At 37.6% G+C, this 21,121-nt stretch carries 20 protein-coding genes; all 20 read right to left on the bottom strand.

Annotation, left to right across the window (positions count from 1 at the left end; genetic code table 11):
- Window positions 1-12: 12 nt before the first annotated feature.
- On the bottom strand, window positions 13-1,485 hold the full coding sequence (locus GXK58_RS19615) for an anion permease (protein ID WP_160724876.1): 1,473 nt from the start codon (window positions 1,483-1,485) through the stop codon (window positions 13-15).
- 477 nt (window positions 1,486-1,962) lie between these two features.
- On the bottom strand, window positions 1,963-2,721 hold the full coding sequence (locus GXK58_RS19620) for a response regulator (protein WP_160724877.1): 759 nt from the start codon (window positions 2,719-2,721) through the stop codon (window positions 1,963-1,965).
- Window positions 2,718-4,325 carry a DcuS/MalK family sensor histidine kinase gene (gene dcuS, locus GXK58_RS19625; protein ID WP_160724878.1) on the bottom strand — a complete coding sequence of 536 codons (1,608 nt, stop codon included), beginning with the start codon at window positions 4,323-4,325 and terminating at the stop codon, window positions 2,718-2,720. The genes GXK58_RS19620 and dcuS overlap by 4 nt, the downstream gene beginning before the upstream one ends.
- A gap of 303 nt (window positions 4,326-4,628) precedes the next feature.
- Window positions 4,629-5,672 (bottom strand): Gfo/Idh/MocA family protein, encoded by a 1,044-nt coding sequence (locus GXK58_RS19630; RefSeq protein ID WP_160724879.1) that lies wholly within the window; start codon window positions 5,670-5,672, stop codon window positions 4,629-4,631.
- A 47-nt stretch (window positions 5,673-5,719) separates the two neighbouring features.
- On the bottom strand, window positions 5,720-6,541 hold the full coding sequence (locus tag GXK58_RS19635) for a carbohydrate ABC transporter permease (protein ID WP_160724880.1): 822 nt from the start codon (window positions 6,539-6,541) through the stop codon (window positions 5,720-5,722).
- A 2-nt stretch (window positions 6,542-6,543) separates the two neighbouring features.
- Window positions 6,544-7,482, bottom strand: a complete 939-nt coding sequence (locus GXK58_RS19640; protein ID WP_160724881.1) for a carbohydrate ABC transporter permease — start codon at window positions 7,480-7,482, stop codon at window positions 6,544-6,546.
- Between the two features lie 59 nt (window positions 7,483-7,541).
- The gene (locus GXK58_RS19645) at window positions 7,542-8,843 is read right to left on the bottom strand and encodes an ABC transporter substrate-binding protein (RefSeq protein ID WP_160724882.1); all 1,302 of its coding nucleotides are present in this window, start codon (window positions 8,841-8,843) and stop codon (window positions 7,542-7,544) included.
- 225 nt (window positions 8,844-9,068) lie between these two features.
- Window positions 9,069-10,085, bottom strand: coding sequence for a LacI family DNA-binding transcriptional regulator (locus GXK58_RS19650; protein ID WP_160724883.1), 1,017 nt, complete (start codon window positions 10,083-10,085; stop codon window positions 9,069-9,071).
- Window positions 10,086-10,437: 352 nt separating this feature from the next.
- A complete protein-coding gene (locus GXK58_RS19655) occupies window positions 10,438-11,604 on the bottom strand; it encodes a nucleotide sugar dehydrogenase (RefSeq protein ID WP_160724884.1) in 1,167 nt (388 codons plus the stop codon).
- A gap of 88 nt (window positions 11,605-11,692) precedes the next feature.
- The gene (locus GXK58_RS19660) at window positions 11,693-13,144 is read right to left on the bottom strand and encodes an oligosaccharide flippase family protein (protein WP_160724885.1); all 1,452 of its coding nucleotides are present in this window, start codon (window positions 13,142-13,144) and stop codon (window positions 11,693-11,695) included.
- Between the two features lie 27 nt (window positions 13,145-13,171).
- Window positions 13,172-14,056: a glycosyltransferase family 2 protein gene (locus tag GXK58_RS19665; RefSeq protein WP_160724886.1), complete on the bottom strand. Its 885-nt coding sequence runs from the start codon at window positions 14,054-14,056 to the stop codon at window positions 13,172-13,174.
- A gap of 82 nt (window positions 14,057-14,138) precedes the next feature.
- Entirely contained in the window at window positions 14,139-14,963 is an 825-nt protein-coding gene (locus GXK58_RS19670; RefSeq protein ID WP_160724887.1) for a glycosyltransferase family 2 protein, read from the bottom strand.
- Window positions 14,964-15,017: 54 nt separating this feature from the next.
- Entirely contained in the window at window positions 15,018-15,182 is a 165-nt protein-coding gene (locus GXK58_RS19675) for a hypothetical protein (RefSeq protein ID WP_160724888.1), read from the bottom strand.
- A gap of 433 nt (window positions 15,183-15,615) precedes the next feature.
- Window positions 15,616-15,777, bottom strand: coding sequence for a hypothetical protein (locus GXK58_RS19680; protein ID WP_160724889.1), 162 nt, complete (start codon window positions 15,775-15,777; stop codon window positions 15,616-15,618).
- A 76-nt stretch (window positions 15,778-15,853) separates the two neighbouring features.
- On the bottom strand, window positions 15,854-16,534 hold the full coding sequence (locus GXK58_RS19685) for a transaldolase family protein (RefSeq protein ID WP_160724890.1): 681 nt from the start codon (window positions 16,532-16,534) through the stop codon (window positions 15,854-15,856).
- A gap of 77 nt (window positions 16,535-16,611) precedes the next feature.
- Window positions 16,612-16,977, bottom strand: coding sequence for a PTS glucitol/sorbitol transporter subunit IIA (locus GXK58_RS19690; protein ID WP_160724891.1), 366 nt, complete (start codon window positions 16,975-16,977; stop codon window positions 16,612-16,614).
- Between the two features lie 82 nt (window positions 16,978-17,059).
- Window positions 17,060-18,073 carry a PTS glucitol/sorbitol transporter subunit IIB gene (gene srlE, locus GXK58_RS19695; protein WP_160724892.1) on the bottom strand — a complete coding sequence of 338 codons (1,014 nt, stop codon included), beginning with the start codon at window positions 18,071-18,073 and terminating at the stop codon, window positions 17,060-17,062.
- Between the two features lie 19 nt (window positions 18,074-18,092).
- Window positions 18,093-18,641 carry a PTS glucitol/sorbitol transporter subunit IIC gene (srlA, locus tag GXK58_RS19700; protein WP_160724893.1) on the bottom strand — a complete coding sequence of 183 codons (549 nt, stop codon included), beginning with the start codon at window positions 18,639-18,641 and terminating at the stop codon, window positions 18,093-18,095.
- Between the two features lie 18 nt (window positions 18,642-18,659).
- Window positions 18,660-19,109 (bottom strand): transcriptional regulator GutM, encoded by a 450-nt coding sequence (locus GXK58_RS19705; RefSeq protein WP_202171404.1) that lies wholly within the window; start codon window positions 19,107-19,109, stop codon window positions 18,660-18,662.
- Between the two features lie 27 nt (window positions 19,110-19,136).
- A complete protein-coding gene (locus GXK58_RS19710; protein ID WP_160724894.1) occupies window positions 19,137-21,059 on the bottom strand; it encodes a BglG family transcription antiterminator in 1,923 nt (640 codons plus the stop codon).
- Window positions 21,060-21,121 lie beyond the last annotated feature (62 nt).

Below are 21,121 nucleotides of genomic sequence, written 5' to 3' on the forward strand. Positions count from 1 at the left end.
CTTTAAAATGATTTACCATAGACCTAATACTTTCCACCACATGCCGCCGACGCCTAGCCAGACGACAATATGAATGATGGAAATGATAAAGCCAAGCGACCACCATTTATTCTGGGACACATATCCGCTTCCGAAAAATACCGGTGCCGGTCCGCAGCTATAATGAGTGATACAGCCAAAAAGGTTACTAAATACACCTAACACTAAAGCCGATACAACCGGCGGTGCTCCAGCTGCAACCAATACCGCAAGGAAAGCGGAGTACATTGCACTAACGTGGGCGGTGTTGCTGGCAAAGAAATAATGAGAGTAAAAATAGACCACAGACAGAATTACTAATGTCCACATCCATGGCATACCGTGTACGGCACCTTGCATGGTTTTACTGAACCATGGAATTAACCCTAATTCGTTCAGGAAGCTTGCCATCATAACCAGGACGGAGAACCAAATTAACGTATCCCAAGCTCCTTCTTCTTTTTTAATATCTGACCAAGAAAGGACTTGTGTGACAAGCAGTGCTCCTAAACCAATAAAGGCTGTTGTCGTTGCACTGATATTTAAGTTCGTTCCAAAAATCCAAAGTGCTAAGATCAAGAGGAATACACCGATCATGTAGTATTCTTCTTTTTTCAATGGACCCATTTCTTTTAATTTCTTTTCCGCCATTTGCGTTGCTTGCGGTGTTTCTTTAATTTCTGGCGGATATAATTTATAGATCACAAGTGGGATTAAGATTAAGCTAAGCAGACCCGGGACGATGGCTGCTGTTGCCCAGCCCATCCAGCTGATATGTTTTCCGGTAATGTCACCAGCGATCTGAACCGCCAAAGGGTTAGCCGCCATCGCCGTTAGGAACATCGCTGACGTAATCATGTCGCCTTGGAAGGCTACTTTTGTTAAAAATGCCCCGACTTTTCGCTCCGTTCCGTCTCCGACTTTCGAGCCGTAAGCTTCTGACAGAGAGCGGATGATTGGGAGCAGGATACCGCCTGCACGAGCAGTGTTTGAAGGCATCGCCGGAGATAAAATCAAGTCGCTGGCAATCAGCGAATACGATAATCCAAGTGTTCTTTTCCCAAACTTTTTCACAAACATATAGGCAACCCTTGTGCCTAAGCCCGTTTTAATAAATCCTCTTGAAATGAAAAACGCAATAACAATTAACCAAATCGTTGTATTTTGAAATCCGCTAAGCGACTGCTCAATGGTAAGTGTTTGAGTCAGGACGGTAGCCATTAAGGCTAAAATCGAAACACTTCCCATTGGAAGCGGCTTGATGATTAAGCCGACAATTGTCGCTACGAAAATTGCCAGCAAGTGCCATGCTTGAGTGGACAAGCCATGCGGCGGATGAATGAACCAAATAATCGCTCCAATTGCAACGGTAATCAACAATGGTACTAATTTTACTTCTGCAGGATGTTTTACCTTGACTTGCGGGTTTTTGGGATGCTGCGTTACTTTCGAAACAGGAATAGCCATTTTTTCATCTCCTTTTAGATTTGAATTACTTTGTTCACAAAATGTTCAATCTTGTGAAGTATTTCACAAACATTTTTAATAAAATAACTGCTAATCCAAGATTAGTAGTTTCCTAATGAAGCGGCTGATCTGTACGGATATAAATTTTTAACCATCGATCCCCCCGTCGCCAATCTATTTCTTAAATCTGTAATTAAAGAATAATAGATTCGGCAGTCCGTTTATAGTTTACGGAAGTTATTAAAAACTTTTGTAACTAAAGTTACTAATAACAAAAGCGGAAGCGCCTTGATCAGCCCCGACAAGCATAAGACAAGCCGGCCGAAAGGTTGCTTTTTAACCTTTTGGACGGATTGGCTTATGACCTCGAGGGGCTAGGCGCTGGAGCTGGACAATTCTCAAAGTTAAGAACTTTTATTCTTTCTCATAAAAAAAGCAGTGCTTCCCTTTTGAAAAGGAGACACTGCTTTAAAATTCTTATTCAAATGCTGCACACTTTTCATTGCACTTTAAACATTTATCACTAATCGGCCGGGCTGTCATTATTTTTCCGGCATCATTTGTCATCCTGTGCATATACACTGGTCGACCAATCGCACCATATTCGATTTCCGTTTCCAGAACCTGAATGTCCGCTAGAAAGTGAACATATTTTCTCATTGAAACCCTGGATATGCCCGTTTTACAAGCAAGCTCCTCTGTTGAACAAGCATCCCTGCCCATCTTGATGACCTGCTTCCATACTTTACAAAGCGTATCCTTTGTCAGCCCCTTTGGTAACTCATATGCCTCTGAAACCATTTGTTCTTTATGAAGTAATAAGTGGTCTAGATCTGTTTGATTAAGCTGATCCTGGTCATCGATCACCCTTTGTTCCTTTTGATAGGTAATGAGTGCAGATTGGAATCTCTCAAACTCAAACGGTTTAATTAAATAGTCTACTGCGCCAAATCGGAGCCCTTTCTTAATGCTCTCCTTGTCGCACGATGCAGTAATAACGATAACATCCATTTCACTTCCCAATCCGCGGATTTTAGACATTAAGTCCCAGCCATTTTCTCCCGGCATATGAATATCCAGCAGAAGCAGGTCCACTTTTTTCTTTTCCAGGATTAAAAGAGCAGTTTCAATCGTTCCAGCCATTCCAACAATTTCAAATCCCTCGATTTGCTCTAAATAACGGCGATTGATTTCGGCTACCATCGGATCATCTTCTATTATAACCGTTCTAATCATAACTCCTGCTCCTCTCCCTCTAATGAAATCGATACATGAATGGTGGTTCCCTGTTGGTGTTTGGATGAAATCGTCATTTTTCCATTTAACTTCTTAATTGTCTCAAAGACTAAATAAAGTCCTATTCCTCGGTTATCTCCCTTTGTGGAAAAACCTTTTTCAAGTACCTGCTCTTGAATTTCTCTATTCATTCCGGTTCCAGTGTCAGAAACTGTGATGGATAGTTGATGGTTTTCAACCGGACACACCTCTACCTCCACTATCTTCTCTTTGCAGCCCTGTAAGGAATCGATTGCATTATCAATTAAGTTTCCTAGGATGGTGACCAAATCCTGTATCCTATCATTATTATTTGATTTTGGAACATAACTTTTTTCTGTGACCATAAGCTTGGCCCCATTTTCTCTGGCATAACTAGCCTTACCAATGATAAATCCTGCAATTACAGGGTCTTTAATTCGTTTCGATAAATATCCAACCTCGGTTTGAAAAGAGTGAGAGATTTGTTTTACGTAGTCAGTCAGCTTATCATAAATTTTCATTGTGACCAATCCTTGAATGACATGAAGCTTATTCATGAATTCATGCGTTTGTGCCCTTAATGCCTCCGCATATGCCCTTGCCCCTGTAAGCTGTTCAGCCATTTGTTTAATTTCTGTTTTGTCACGAAAAGTGGCTACAGCTCCAGTGATTTGCTGATTTACATAAATGGGAACAATGTTGGCAACAATGACAAGCCCCCGAAACGAGTATTCTTTATCAAGTATCTTTGCTCCGCCGCTTATTAATGAGGACAACTGAAACTGAGGCATCACCTGTCCAATATCCATTCCAATTGGATCGTTATAAATTCCCATTAACTTTATTAATCTGGAAGCTTCCTTGTTGAGGAGCGTGATTCTTGAGAATTGATCCACTGCGATTATCCCTTCACGAGCATACTCCAGGATGGCACTCCTTTGTTCAAGTTGATGGGCTATTTCGACTGGTTCCATTCCAAATAATATTTTCTTCACCTTATTGGCTAAAAGAATCGCACTAATTAAACCAACGATAATTCCTAATAGCATACTGAAAAGGATGACTCTTGTACTCTTTGCGACTTGCCGCTCCACATCGTCTATTAAAACACCTACCAAGATGGCTCCGATTTGCTTGCCGTCTTGGCTGTATACGGGGGTAAAATATCGTAACGATTTTCCTAATGTCCCCTTGGCAATTGACATATGTTCATGGCCTTTAAAAACTTCCCCTGCATCACCGCCAGCATATTTCTTGCCAATTTTACTTGGCAGGGGATGGGACTTTCTGATTCCATTCATATCTAGGACAACAAGGAAGGAAACATTAGCTGCCTTCCGCATTTTCTCTGCATATTGCTGGATTGTTTTGTCACTATCCTTCCCGCTTAGTCCATTTACAAAAACAGGAGAAAGTGCGGCTGTTTTAGAAATATCCTTTGCTTTCTCTTCTATATTCGCGATGATCGTTTGCTCAAAATTTCTCTGTATGAAATAATTCGTTACTAATAAACATAGAATACTTACCCCGCATACTAGAAACGTGATTTTATAACGGAGGGGGAGGTTAAATTTTAACTTCATTAGAAATGGCCCCTTTAACGTGAATGACTTTCTTTTATTGTAATGGTGTAAAAGAAGAAAAGGTGTTTCAATATTGTGAAGGCGAAAACTTCTTAGAACATCCAAAAGCAAAAATGCGTAAAAAGAAAAGGCCTCCCAACAGTTTTATAAACTGATGGAAGACCTTTTCTAGATTCCCCTTTTGTTTAAATACAATAAGCATAAGAACCAAGTCTCCTGCTTATTCTTTTGCCAGCGATCTTATGGCCAATAATTAGTTACTGTTTTTGCAAATTGCATGCCTAATATGATCATAATTGTTTTTTAAATGACAGGAACAGGTTTCAAATTAACCATTCTCTTTGTCTCATTTGACTCAAGAGCAGCTAAAATCACATCAAGAGACCTCATACCTTCTTCCCCAGTAATAAGAGGGTCTCTGTTATTTAAAATGGCATCCACAAAATGGTCAATGACATGACTATTTGTTTGCCCGCCTTCATCATTTGTTTGAATCTTATCTAGTTCATACTTAACTACTTCTCCATTCTTGTATTGAACGATAAGTGAATAGTCAGGGTCATCTTCTAATCTTAAAATCGCATTTTCTCCATAAATAATTGTAGCGTTATTATCTCCTCTTGCTACATAGGACCAGCTTGCTGCTAACGTCCCAATAACACCAGATTCCATTTTTAATATGGCAACTGCATTGTCATCGACATCGGTATTATCTTTCGCACTTGTTTCAACAAATGCACCAACCTCTGCAACTTCCCCTAATAAATAGCGGATCAAATCAGATTTATGTACACCGAGATCTCCAAGCGCTCCTATAAATGCCTGCTCTTTATCGAAAAACCAGCTTGTTCTGCCATCAATGCTCCATGCTTCTGGCCCTGGATGGCCAAAAGCTGTACGGAAGCTATAGATCTTGCCAATTTCTCCACTCTCTATTATTTGTTTCGCCTTTTGATGTGAAGAAACAAATCGTTGATTGTGTCCGATCATTAATGTTTTTTGGTTACGATTTGCAGCTTCGATCATCTCTTCTGCTTCTTCTTTTGAGGTTGCCATTGGCTTTTCACAAAGGACATGTTTACCTGTATTTAAAGCAGCAATCGAAACAGGTGCATGAAGATTATTAGGAAGACAGACACTAATGATATCAATCTCTTCTAATTCCAGTACATCTTGATATTTAGTAAAAGCTCTTGCTCCATATTCTTTAGCCATCTCATTTGCACGGTCTTCAACAATATCACAAACAGCAACAATTTCAATCTCCGGATTAGCTGCATATTCAACTAGATGACGTCTTCTAGCAATACTTCCACAACCAATGACTCCTACTTTTAATTTCCCCATATTAAAAACCATCCCTTTCTAATATTTTTATTGTTTCGAAGCATCTCCTACTCCTTAACTGCACCACCAGCAAGACCTTTTACCACTTTTTCTTGTGAGAAAAGATACACAATTAAGATTGGAAGACTAGCAAGTGTCAAGGCTGCCATCAATCCAGGAATATTTACAGAAAATTCCCCTTTAAAATCTTGTAATCCTAGAGGCAATGTCATATTTTCCGGACTAGAAATCAGGACAAGAGCAAAGATAAATTCATTCCACAAATGAATGAAATTATAAATTAACACGGTCATTAAGGCAGGAGTCAGCATCGGAAGAATTACTCGCCAGAAGATCTGGAAATGATTGCATCCATCCATTTTAGCCGCTTCCTCAAGAGATTTCGGAATATCCTGCATAAATTGCGTTAAAATAAAGATCGAAATCGGCAAACTAAATGCAATATACGGTCCTAATAATGCCCACAGCGTATCAAAGATCCCCATGCTTTGTGAAAGCTTAAAAATTGGAATAAGCGTTGCATGAATTGGCAGCATCATTCCTGAAATAAACAATAAAAACAAAAGTTTGTTAATCTTAAATTTCATTCTGCTTAATGGGTAGCTTGCTAAAGCAGCGATAATCATAACCCCAAAAACTGCTACAATTGAAACTAAAATACTGTTAAAAAAATAACGAGTAAGCCCCATTTCGAAAACAGTCTGGAAGTTTTCGAGATTAAAAGAAGAAAACAACGCAAATGGCTCTTCAAAAAATTGACTCTGCGTCTTCAGAGATGTTGAGATCATATATAAAAAGGGAAATCCAGTGAAGACTAGCAACAAAACTGCAACGACATAAAGAGGTATCTTTTTAAATCCAATCGTCATACTTAGGCTCCTCTCTTTTTGCGATAATTGTCCATCACTTGAATAATTATTGTGACAACAAGTGCAGCAAAGAACATCACAAAGGCAATGGCACTAGCATACCCCATGTTAAAGTTAATAAAAGCCTGCTTAAACATGTATGTACCTAATAACTCCGTCCCATGGTTAGGACCTCCGCCAGTCATAATATAGAAAATATCAAACGCCTTTAATGACCCGACAATCGCTAAAATGGAAGAGCTGACAATTGTTGGCATTAGCAAAGGAAGAGTAATGTGGAAAAACTTAGTTAACGGATTAGCACCGTCAATTTCTGCCGCTTCATATAAATCTTCTGGAATACCGACAATTGCGGCTTTAAAAAGGATCATGTAAAATGGGGAAAATTGCCAAACAATAACAACTAATACAGCAAAAAGGGCAGTGTTGGACTGACTTAACCATGCAACATTTTCAAAGCCAAATACATTAATTAGCTGATTAATGATTCCGTTAATTGGGTCAAACATCAATACCCATAATAAACCGACCGCTACTGTTGACATAAGAAACGGGAAAAAATAAACGCTGCTGAAAAACCTAATTCCCTTTATTGGCGCAAACAGCATAAGAGCCATGATTAAACCTAAAGGAATTTGAACAAAAACGGATGTAAAAACAACCCAGGTATTGTTTGTAAGTGCCTTCCAGAAAATCGCGTCTTTGAATAGGTCTATGTAGTTTTGTAATCCAACAAAGACTCCAACTCCCATTCCGTCCCAATTATAGAAGCTGTACATTAATGTCGTTAAGACCGGGTACAAAACATAGACAGAATAGACAATTAACGCTGGTGCTACAAACAGTCCAATGGTTATTGCACCTTTCAACTTTTTGCTCCTTATTCGAGCAGCAGGGTTCACTAATGCCATAGATTCAGCTGCTTTAACCTGTGTTTCCATATCATTCTCCTCCCTTTTTATGTATGTGACATAAGGGGGAAAACTCCCCCCATTATGTGTTACTTTAAAACCTCTTTCGCTTTTGCTTCCATCTTCTTAGCGGCTTCTTCTGGTGTCATATCCAATCCAAAAATGGCTTGGGTTGTATCTTTATGCAATTCAGCTAATTCCGGAGGAAGTGTTTGATCATACGGCATTTGCAGATGAGTTGCACTTTTGACAACTTCATTAAAACGTTTTGTAAATTCATCCGACGGTTTAACATCTTTTATAGCTGATAGTGAACCTGTACGATCCATATAGTTTTGTGCGGTTTCTGCACTTGTAAGTTCCTTGACTAATTCAGCTGCCAAATCAGGATATTTGCTATTTTTCGCTACTGACCAAACGGGGGCTGTTACTGCTCCGACATTTGTCTGATCACCTTTACCACCTTTAACAGTTGGGAATAAGAAGAAATCCAGCTTTTTTTCAAACTCTGGTGCTTCTTGTCTTACGTTATTTACGAATGAAGTCGACATATCCATCATTGCGGCTTTTCCAGAATAAAGTAATTGGCGTCCTTGTCCTTCATCGTATGGAACTCCATTAAATCCTGGATTAAATGCATCTTTTTTTACCAATTCTTGAAGATACGCTCCTGCTTGAACATATGCCGGGTCATCAAAACCTCTACCTTCTCTATGGAAAGCACTGTTAAATAATTCAGGACCTGCAATGCGACTTGCAAAGTTCATAAACAAATATGCTCCAGGCCATTTCGTTTGATTTGCTAAAGCAATTGGGATAATACCATTTTCTTTTAAAGTATCGTTCACAGTAAGCCACTCATCATATGTCTTTGGTGCTGTTAACCCGTACTTTTTAAACATCTCTTTATTGTAAAACACGACATCAAGTGATAATCCTAGAGGCAAACCATACACTTTATCATCAAAGGTTGAATTAGCAAGAGAAAGTTCATTAAAATGAGCCTTATCCGTTGCATCCGTAATATCTAACACCTTATCTTGGTCGACAAAGTTTTTCAGCCAACCTCCGCCCCAACTATGAAACACATCAGGTGCATCATTACCTGACATAGCAACAGAAAGCTTTTGTTTATAAGCGTCATTTGGAATTTGGAGAACCTTTACATCAACATCAGGATGTTTTTTCTCGAACCTTGCAACGGCTTCCTCATATACCTTTTCTTTTTCACCTGGATCAATATGCCAGAACTCCAACACTTTCTTACCATTGTTTCCTTTGCTGCCCTCAGCCCCAGCCGATGATTTGCTTGATGAACCGCTGCCATTAAGACCACAAGCAGATAATAATAAAACCATTAAAACTGTTACTATAGAAATTAACTTTTTCAACTCTTTCCCCCCTGATTATCGTTAATTTATATGGAAGGTAAGGGGACTAACCCACTACCGTTCTCCCAAACTTAAACTTAATTGGATTACCTGTCATTTTGCGTTCTCTTATCACCCGTATGTAATCGATTACAAAAAATCCAGACTAAAAAACCTACTATCCCTTCTCTAACCACCTCCCTAAAATGTAATCCATTACATTTTTGAACAAAACCTATGTTTATTTCATTGGATCTCTATATTTTTGCTTGCCCCACACGATTCTCGAATGACTAACTCACTATCTAAAATATATTGCATTTTAGAAAGCGGCTTGCCTTGAATTTGTTGTAACAACAACTCCATTGAAGTCTGTCCCATTTTAAAAAACGGCTGTGAAATAGTTGTAAGTGCTGGCTCAAAAAGTGAGGAAAATTTGATATTATCAAATCCAATAACCGCTAAATCTTTTGGAACATGAATTCCATGCTCTTTAGCCGCTTTTATAGCCCCCATAGCCATCTTATCACTTGCAGCAAAAACAGCAGTCGGCGGCTTTTCCATTGCCATAAACTTTAACATTTGGTTATAGCCTGATTCATACTTAAAATCCCCCTCTTGAACTAGCATACTATCGATCTCTAAGTCGTTATGGATCATCGCTTGCTGGAAGCCTTTATATCGATCCCTCGCAATGGTATATTCTTCTAAAGGACCTGAGATATGGGCAATTCTAGTATGTCCTAGCCTAATAAGGTGTTCAACCGCTCTACGGCTGCTGCTAATATTATCAATCGAAACGGTAGGTACTTTCAAACCATCGAGATAAGCAGATGTAAGCACAATCGGGTAGTCCTTACTTAATTGCAGCAACGTTTTTCTTTCCATTTTCGCGGAAAACAAAATCATTCCATCTGTCTGTTTTTGTTTTAAAAGGTCAATAAGACCGTATTCATTCTCAACTTTCATATTTGTATTACCTAGGAGAACTCGATAGCCATTCTTTGCAGCTTCAGATTCGATCCCTGCTATTATTTCTGTAAAAACTGTGTTTAAAATATTAGGAACTAAAACAAGAATTGTATTAGTCTCGTTTCTTCGTAAATGACGAGCGAGAATATTTGGTTGATAATTCAGCTGCTCAATGACTGCATGAACTCTTTTCCTCGTATGTTCTTTTACTGTCTCAGGATTACGAAGAACCCTTGAAACTGTTGCTGTTGATACATTCGCTAATCTTGCAACATCACTCATTTTGGCCATAAGCGCTATTCTCCCTATTGATGACATTTTTTCAAAATGTAATCGGTTACATTTTTCAGTATAAAAAACAATATTTGGAATTGCAACAAAATTCAGTTAAGGAAATCAAATATCCTCCTTTTTTACCAACAACTTCATTTCTCCTTAGACGAAAGACCTAAAGGGAATTTATCTGCCTGTTCAATAGTTTTAATTCTTTAGGGTTTCTGGATATTAAAATCCTCTCTATTGAGATTCAAAGCTTAATTAGAATTGCTAAAGCAACTTTTAACAACAAAAAAAACCACTCCTTTATTTTTTAGGAAGTGGTTTTGCTATTGAAAAAAATTATTTACATGACACTGTTGAAATTTTAATCCCTACTAAATAAATCCCTTGTATACACTTTATCCTCAACATCAAGTAATTCATCCGATAATCGATTAGCAACAATCACGTCACTTAATCTTTTAAACTCTGCAGTTTCATTAATTACCCTAGAATTATAGAATTTCTCTTCATGTAAAGCTGGTTCGTGAACAACTACTTCAATGCCCTTTGCCCTAATGCGCTTCATGACCCCTTGAATAGCTGATTGTCTGAAGTTGTCCGAGTCCATTTTCATCGTTAATCTATAAATACCAACTATTTGAGGATTTCTCTTGATAATCATGTCGGCAATATGATCTTTCCTCGTTCTATTGGCATCCACAATAGCCGTCATGATGTTATTAGGTACATCAGCATAGTTGGCTAATAACTGCTTTGTATCTTTCGGAAGACAATAGCCGCCATATCCAAAGGAAGGATTATTGTAATGGTTCCCTATACGCGAGTCAAGGCCAACACCATCGATAATCTGTTTGGTATCTAATCCTCTGACCTCTGCATAGGAATCCAGTTCATTGAAAAAAGCAACCCTCATTGCCAGATAAGTGTTAGCAAATAATTTAATAGCTTCCGCTTCAGTTGAATTCGTAAACAGAACAGGAATATCCTCTTTTATAGCACCTTCCGCTAATAAATCAGCAAATATTTTCGCTCTTTCTGATTGTTCACCTACTACAATTCTGGAAGGATACAAATTATCGTAAAAAGCTTTTCCTTCTCTTAAAAACTCCGGTGAAAAAATAATATTGTCTGTTTCAAACTTCTCTTTTACTTTCTCCGTGTAACCTACCGGAACGGTAGATTTAATCACCATGACAGCATCTGGGTTTATGGAAAGAACATTGGCAATCACCGCTTCAACGGTTCTTGTGTTAAAATAATTCTTCTCAGGGTCATAATTTGTCGGGGTTGAAATAATAACATATTCCGCATCTTTAAAGGCTTTATAGTTATCTGTTGTTGCGGATAAATTAAGTTCTTTTGTTGCTAAGAATTCTTCAATCTCATGATCAATAAAAGGAGATCTTTTATTATTAATCATATCTACTTTCTCTTGAATAATATCAAGAGCTATGACCTCATTGTGTTGGGCTAAAAGTATCGCATTCGATAATCCTACATAGCCGGTTCCTGCAATGGTAATTTTCATTTTAACTACATCTCCGCTACTCCTAATATAATGTAAATAATCTCTATAGTACTTATGCCGCCCATTCATGATGCACATGTTTTGAATGTCAATTCTGCGCCTTATCATATTTTAAGAACATCCTATTGTAAAAACCTCTAACAGTCTTAAACAGAAGAGGATCCCTTACAATCAATAATCCAAACAAATAGACGAATACACCTGCGAGCAACTGGATCACCGTTAACAGCATTGGAGGAACCGATAAAACCTTCCCTAAATAGACTGCCACTATGAAAACAAACACACTTAGAATCAAATACTTAATAAATAACAGTAAAAAGTTTTTAAAATGAAAGTATTTCCTTGCATAATACATTTGAAAGACCGCTCCAACTCCCTCGGCGACCAATAACGCAATTGTTGTCCCGATGCTTCCATGTGAATGGACCAATAACAAATTAATAAGTAAACTCAAAAAAGCGCCAACCGTGATTGATATTGTGTATTTATTTTGCTGTTGTGTCGCAACCAATATTTGAATACCAAAAACATTGGCCAATCCTACAAAAATGATATCAGGACACATCAGAATCAAAATGTTTGAAACACTTGTGAATTCTGTCCCTAAAAACCATTTTACAAAGTTAGGGGAAATTGCCATTAGACCCAATGTCATCGGTAACGTAATCATCAATACAAACCGCAGTGTATAGTCAGTGTACCTTCTCAACTGTTCTTTGTTTCCCTTGGAAAACTCTGAAGCCATTCTCGGCAGTAAGACAGTTCCCATTGAACTGAATAAGCCAATTGCTATTCTCTCCACTTTATATGCCTGATTGTAATACCCCACCTGTATCTCACCAGAAACATTTCCCAGTACAATCCGGTTAATCAATGCATAGACTTGGATCATTAATTGCGGAATAAACAAGAGAAAAATAGGACGAATATGTTCTTTCATGTCCTTTATCGGAAGCTTTACAAATTTGATTTCCTTAAATAATGGCCTCCACATAATTAATTGTCCGATTAACAGCGTGCCACCATTAATTGCAACGTATAATGGAAGGTCCTGTGAATGCTTCACGAAGGTAAAAATCAAAAAAATGCCTGCTATCTTAGTGATCATATTTCGAATTGCAATCCTTTTAATCTGCTCTTTGCCGATAAAATACCAGGATACATCCAGGCTATAGGCTAATAGAGTTGAAATATGAATATAATACAGTTCTTTATGGGACGAAAGCGTCTGAATAAAAATCAAGTAAACGATTAGGTTTAAAATAGAGACAATGAGTTGAAAGGTAAATATAGACCAAAATTCAACGGATGCTTCTTCCTGATTTTTTTTTATGGCGATTTGCCTGCTTCCGTACATCGGCAAATTTAAAACAATAAATACAATGAAAATCTGTACGATCGATAAAACATAGGCATCCGTCCCGACTCCTTCAGCCTTCAAAATTCGAGCAACATATGGAGTTGTAATAAAGGGGGTTAACATTAATAACAACTGATGCAGGACGGTGAAAAAATAATTCGAAATAAGTTTACCCACTACATTTATAAACTCCTTTTTAATTGACTAGATGCGGTTTGAAACAAAATGTTTGATCATTTTTATTTTTAGCCTGCCCCCTGCTTTCTTTCGAAAAAATGGCAGGCTTCTCATCATGTCCCTTCTCATCGCTTTAAAGTGGGTCTCTTTTACAAACTGTTCTAATTCAGCATCAATTTGCGGATAACGCTGCAGTAGAATTTCCTTCGACCTTTTTTGCAGCAGTTCTTTTTCCGCTCCAAATGAACTGCCGCCAATGTGATGAACATAGGCAGCCTTTGCCACCGCTAGTTTATACCCCTTTTGTCTGGCCCTCATGCACCAGTCCGTTTCTTCTCCATATCCGCGTTTAAACGCCTCAGCATCAAAGACCCCAACCGATTTTAATGCCGTTCTTTTCATGTACATACAAAAACCGATTAACAGAGGTGATTCGATATATCCAGATTCTTTACTATTTCGGAAGGCCGTTATAAGCTCTTCAAACGAAAATAATTCATTTACAGTACTATTCGGAGTGGGAAGTCCTGATATAATGCCGTAGTTACTCATCGGAATAATTGAGGCGATTGATTCATCGCTGTATGCTACGTCAGTCAGGATTTCCAGCCAATTTTCAGTAACCAATGTATCACTATTCAGGATGATCACATCATTTTCAGTCATCGCAAACCCATTATTAACGTTCCCTGGAAAGCCGAGATTCTCCTTATTTCGAATCGCAAAGATATTTTTCGGATGTTTTTCCGAATAGTACTTTGTCAAGTATTCGATCTGAACACATGGACTTTTATCATCCAATAAATATAAATTAAATTTATCTTGTGGTGTATTCTCCAAAATGCTTTCGATGCAGTTTTGGGTTTCAATTACTGAATTGTAAATCGGCAACAATATATCGACTTTTTCCATTTTACATCCTTCCTAACGATTTTAAGGAATCGGTTAAAACTTTGTTGTTAACTACCAATTCTTTTACCAACTCCACAAATTCCTATAATTTCACCCTCTGATTGATCACCTTATCAAAATACCTATAGAAGTTATATTTCAATAAACTTAAGATGGACTTACCAGCTTGTTCCTGAATTATATAATCATGAACAAGGATTTTGTAATAAAGGGATTTATTGACCAGGTGTGTTTTGGTCAGATATGGATATTTGGTAAAGAATTTCTTTAATGCTTCTACTTCATTAATAGTTTTACTAATACTATCTTCTTGAACCTCTACCTCTACAAGAATTTCATTTAAATGGTGAATATTATATTCTCTTACTACTCTCAAAACAAAATCCCAATCTTGAAATCGTTTCAGGTCTTCGTCGAATAGAATGCTTTTTGCCACATTATTTTTTGTGAAAATGGTTTGGGTACTTATAAAATTACCTTTCTCAAGCTGCGTGGCCATTTCTTTAGGTGTCACTTGCCGCTTGGGCACAATTCCACGTTTACTCCCTATCAGATCCATGCTGCAGAAACACAGATCAACACTTGGATGTTCCATCATGTAATGGTATTGTTTTGCTATTTTTTCAGGTAACCATCTATCATCACTGTCTTGAAAGGCGATATATTGCCCCTTAGCCATCATAATTCCCGTATTTCTTGCACCATTTGCCCCTTTTTTAAATGAGTTAACAACATATTTTATTTTTTCATTATTAAACGACCGAACTACTTGTTCTGTGTGATCCGTTGAAAAGTCATCAACAATGATGATTTCATCGACGGGATAAGTTTGTTCCATAACACTTTCAATAGATTTATTAATCTTATTTGCTCGGTTATAAGTAGGTATAACAACAGTAATACTCAACTGATCACATCCCTTTCATTCTTTACCCGGGCCTATCAAGCTTCATAAAGAATATTACTCACGCTCAACTTTAAAAGAATCATGGTCATTCCTTTTTAACTTTCTAAATTCCATCGGTTCGTCTGTATCCAATCCTCTCAATTGCTCCAAGGAAATTTCTGTTTTATCCACTTCAAAAACCAAGTCATCTACCATGAGATAAATTTTTTGACGAATCACTTTTTTACCCTCCTCTTTCATCCAATTATCAATATAAGATAAAAACGTTGAATTTCTTTTAAGGGAGTGTAAATTTTCTGAAAAGTTCTCTATAATTTTTGTAAAAAACCTCTAGTCCAGATAAAGCGAAAAAAAGAAAAAGGAATTTAATTATAAAACTGGTTGGATGGATTTACTGAAAATAAAAAACCTAGAGGTGTTACCTCTAGGTTTTTCCTTACTTATAAAAGCACGCTAATTTAATTTGGAATGTGTAATAAAGAAATGTTCCAGCGGCTTGGACTTACATATATTGTATGAAAGTAAATATCTAATCTCATATGACCGCCAATATGGAAGAAAAGGCCTCCCAACAGTTTAGCAAACTGATGAAAGACCTTCTCTATAGTTAGCTTTTTGTTATAGGTTGCCATGTTTTTTCAAATTACCAAGTTTACTTTTTTATATTTATCTGATTATGCTTTATTTCTGAGAGATGCACTAATAAAATTTGATTATATTGTTCTCCTACTTTAACAATTTCACAATAACCAGATTCGTATTGATAAAGAAGAATGTAATCTTTACCTTGAAAAGTAATTGGGGTTCTTTCCATGTTTATCACCTTCTGGCTCTGTTCAATAATCTTAAATGATTATTATTCCCAAGTCTGTGGATATTTCATTTAAGGCCTATGAATTTACTAGATTGGATTTCTCAACCCCATACATGTTCTGCCATTCATTTTTAAAAGCACTCACATCTTGAAGAGTCGCTGGAAATGCTAAAAATTTCTCAATAAGATCTGTTCCAACTGTGACACTTTGTGCACCAGCAAGACAAACATCATGAACCTGTTGAACATTTTTAAAACTGGCAGCAATTATTTCCGTTGTCATTAGATACGATGAAAAGAATTGACTAATTTCAGAAACGACTTTGACTCCGTTACCCGTTAAATTATCAATCCGGTTCACATAGGGAGCTACATATTTTGCCCCAGCCATTCCGGCAATTAAAGCTTGAAAAGAGGTATAAATGGTTGTTGCCAGTGTAGGTATTTTTTCTGGAGCAAGTAATTTGATGGCTTTAATTCCTTCTTCGGTAACCGGAATCTTGACAACCACGTTACCTGTTATCTGGCGCTGGATAAATTTTGCCTCTTCCACTATTTCCTCTGCTGAACCACCTATTGCTTGAACAAATAATTCCTTTTCGTCGCCAATTACTGCCCTTATTTCCTTGAGAAGATCCAGATATGGGCGATTTTCTTTTACAATAATAGAGGGATTGGTAGTAACACCGGCAATCGGATAATATTCATTTATGTACTCAATTTTTTTTACATTAGCTGAATCAATATACAGTTTCATTGGATTTCCTCCTTAAAAAGTAAAGGCTTAATCTATAAAAGATTAAGCCTTTTTATTGGGATTTTGTTTAACAAAGGCTATTCACTTACAATCTTTAGTTCTGTGCCTAAGTCCATTGATGGAACGTCTTTATTTTCTAAATATAACGTTCCAGGTAATTCAGGTGATGTTGAACCATCAAAGCGCAGCGTAATATGTCCTAATGTTGTAAGGTTTCTTTGAACAACGTCCCCAACAGATGTGATTTCAAATGCATCATTATTAATATAAAGTTTTTGTCCTGCTTTAATTTCTTCAGCGGCATCCACAACCTCAATGTTGTAGCAAAAATCCTTTAGTTCTTGAGGAGCTCCATCTCCAAACAAAATAAACATTTTATCTTCTAAAAAGGAATTTGCTGCAATTCCAATGCTTTTTATTGTATTCTCGTAAATTGTTTTCATATTTCTTGCGCATCATCTATTCATTTTCGATGCGCCAACCCTCCAATACTTTATTTTTTGATAGCATTTTATCGTTACTTGATTATTCATAAAGTCCAAAACTTGCAAGCCATGCCACAAAGACCCTCGGTACACCTATTAAGAACCTCGAGTAGAGGACGGACGGAACCCCAACTTCAACTGTTTCTGCCTCTGCTTCTGCAAGACCTAATCCTACAGGAATGAAGTCACAAGCATTTTGGGTATTGATTGCGAACAAAGCAGGCAGCGCTAACTGTGGAGGGATATTCCCCTTACCAATTTCAACCCCAATCAGTGTTCCGATTACTTGTGCAATAACACCGCCAGGGCCAAGCAGCGGAGACAGGAATGGCAATGAACAAATAAATCCAATCAAGATCAAGCCCCAGATATTCCCTGCAAGTGGTGACATGACCTTTGCAAAAAGATTACCAATTCCAGATCCTTGGATAATCCCAATCAATAGCGAAACAAACGCCATGAATGGAATAATTGTGTTAATCATTGTTTGGACAGCATCCCGGCCGGCCTGGTAGAAGGTATTTATAACTTTTCCAGCACCCAGTCCAAATTTGGTGACGATGCTATTATTTTTATTTGCAGCCAAAGTTTGTGAAACCTTTTTATCTGCACTATACTTAAATTCTCTTTCAGGCTCTTGAATTTTTTCAGCCGCCGCCGCTGCCTCAACCTCACCACTTTCGGCAATCTGGATTTGATTCAAACCAACAGCAGATACATAAATATCTTCAGTAATGAATTTTGCCAATGGGCCGCTTTTTCCTGTCGGCATAATATTAACGGTTGGAATCCTTTTTTGCGGATAGATACCACAGCGTAATGTCCCGCCGCAATCAATAATCGCTAATGCAATGGTTTCTTCAGGAACAGATGTTTGGAATCCATTCACAGCCTCTGCACCTGTAAGTTCTACAATTCGATCAACAATGTCCGGCTTCGCTCCGCCGCCTGTGATGTAAACGATTTTATTTTTAGCTGCAGTTGGAGTAACTGTCAATGGACCCCCAAAACCGCCGCTGCCTTTGACTATTTTAATTGAACGATATTCACTCATCTTTAACCCACCCTATCTCCTAGTGTAATTTCACTTCGGATTTCAATTTAATGCCTTGCTGTTTCTCAACCATTTTGGTTGTAAAGTCTGTAATCCAGCCGGCGAAGAAGTTCATAACAAGACCTACGAGCATATAACGGACAGCTAATTCTGCTGAGTTTAAACCAAGTTTTTGAATCCCTGTTGCGATCCCTAAGTAAATAAACAATTCACCTGCATTGATATGCGGAAATAATCCATTGCTTGTATGGCAGAAATAAGCCCCAGAAGCATAGTAGCTTGGTTTGTACTTTTCTGGTAAAAATCGTCCTAATGACAGCGCCATTGGATTACCAAGCATAAATGAACCGATAAATGGAAGGACCATATATCTTAAGAGCGGGTTTTTGGCTGAAGCTTTTGCCAGCTTGTTAATCCGTTTTTCCCCAATCAATTGAATCAATGTATTCATGGCAACCATTAAAAGTAATACAACTGGAACAATGCCTTTCATCCATGAAAGAAATGTATCAGCACCAGTTTGAAACAGTTTCATAAATCCTTGTGCTAAATGTACGATAATATCCATTAGGTCTCACCCCGTAATTTATTTTCTTGCAAACGTAACGCGTTCAGCCTGCAGCATCACACGCTTAAAGAGACTATTCTTTTCGGGAATTTCTCCGCCGCTCATGATTGTTTTGTAATTATGGACTGCATCTAAAATCGCTAATTTCAAAAGTTTATTGCAATGCTTCATGTCGTTTTCAGTAAGCGTTTTAATGTTTTTACCTTCAAAGCCATTTAAATCCTTGACCTTCGCCATGACCGTGACCCCTTGCATTTTCTTTGCTTTGAGGATCTTGCCGCTATTTGAGATGGCAAACATGACAATGGTTCCAGCCCGGACCTTTCCTGGCCTTTTACCAATTGCGACTTTTCCGATTCGTCTTAACTCTGTATATGCTTTTGAGAAATGCTTGATTTGTAAAAAACCTAATCCCGCTTGTACGATAAATGCACCAGCGATAAGAATAATGATGAGCATAATTTGCATGAGTCCACTTCCTAAAAGATTGATTGTTTATGACCTGATTGCTTGTTCAAGGTACTTCGATAACTCTTCGTAGCTGGATGCATCAGCCAATTGGCCAATTATTTTTCTATTGGCTGCGATGCGAATGATCTCGTCGTAAATTTTGACTAAAAGACTTGCATCGTAATCGGTTTCTTCCGGTATGCCTAAAAGGAACACCAATTTAATTTCTTTTCCGTCTGTTTTTACTTTTTCCGGAAAGACACCCAGGGCCAGCTCGATTTTTGTGGACTGGTGGTTAATGGTATGCGGCAGCGCGATATATTGGTCAAATACCATTGACCCTTTTTTCGCCCTTTCCTCCAACCGCTCTCTAAAGCCCTCATCAAGGTACTCTTTCTTTGTTAACTCGTCAACCATCTCTTCCACATTTTCTTGATAACTCCGATTACTGTCTAAAATGAAGAATTTATCTTCATTTATTAATAGCTTTATGATGGAATGATAATTTCCTGTATCTTTTAGCTTGAACTTTTGCAGATAGGTCACTCTTTCAATTTGCCGTGAAACACTACTTTCATCAAAAATTTCATTAATCAGGATTAAAGGTGAATCTGGTTCAAATGCTAGTTTTACAGTTGAAAAAACGAGATTATAATCGGCTAAAAATTCCTTCGTGATCTCTGATTCTGAAAATAAATCGATTTGAGTATTTTGATTCAACACTCGCTGAAGTTGAATGCTGACCAACTTGGCTGTTCCCCTGCCCGTTCCGCAAATGACGGCTACCCGTTGTAATTGTTTAACATTTACTTCATTCTGAGCTATAAACACTCCAAAATAGAAAGCGATATAACCGAGCTCATCTTCTGATACCTTTAAGCCATATTCTCTTTCAATCACTTCTCCAGCAATTTCAGCCATTTTGTAGGCAACGGGATATTTCCCCTTCACATCGGAGAGTAAAGGGTTGTTAATTTTCACCCCAAACATCAAGCGAGTAAGCATAAAAGTTAAATGATATTGTAAATCCTCAAAAAAGTCTTTATTTTCAAGAATAATGTCCTGTTCAAACCCGACTTGTTCAAAAATCAAACTCAAAAGATGCTTTACATCATCTGTTATGGTGATATCAGCCAGAGATCGATTGTTAGTTGGCGTTCTTCTGCCAGCAATCGGTAAAGTAATAAATAAAATCTCTGACTGTGGTATAGTGATCGGCAAATGCTCTTCAATTGTCTTGACGATTTCTAAGGCAAGATGATAGTCTTTTGTATCTAGTAGCTTTTCAAGTTTTATATTCATCTCTGTAAGGGGATGATTTTTTAAAAAACGGTCCAACATAACGACTACAAACTTCATTAATCGATTGAAAGTGGTCGATTCTAAATCATTTTGATTGGCCACTTTGATTATCGCATCTTTTATATCTTCATCCAGAGGATAATCTCTATACAAATAATCATAGACATTATCCAGGATAAAGAAGCGCAGGTCTAGTTCCTTCCCGCTTAAATACATCCCCTTGTTTTGTTTTCCTCGAATAGATAAATGATAAGTTTCTAAAGCTACTGCTGCCTTTTTCAATTCATTAACAAGGGTTGTCCTGCCAATATTCATTTCAAAAGCCAATTCATCCAGTGTACTAACCTTATCCGTATTTACTAATTGATCTATGATAAATGCAATCCGGCTCTGTGGTGAATCAAACAGATGTTTATCTGAATTAATTTTTTCTACCAAGTTCTCAAATAATGGCTCATCCTTAACGAATAGGCGGTAGCCTTTTCCTTTTTCGTTCTCTAATGATGCAATTCCATTCAAATCGCTGTTCAGCTGCTTAATATCATTTCGGATGGTTCTTGTACTGACTCCAAGTTCTTCTGAAAGATATTCCAAAGAACAGTGGGTCTTTTTTCGTGTTAGCTCAATTATTTGAATGACTCGAGCATCCAACACTAAATCAGACATCTGATCACCACCTTCCGTTTATAAATAACTGTTGATTTTTTCTTTGGTACACAGAAAGAAAT

This window comes from Bacillus sp. USDA818B3_A (assembly GCF_009928415.1).
GTDB lineage: Bacteria > Bacillota > Bacilli > Bacillales > Cytobacillaceae > Neobacillus.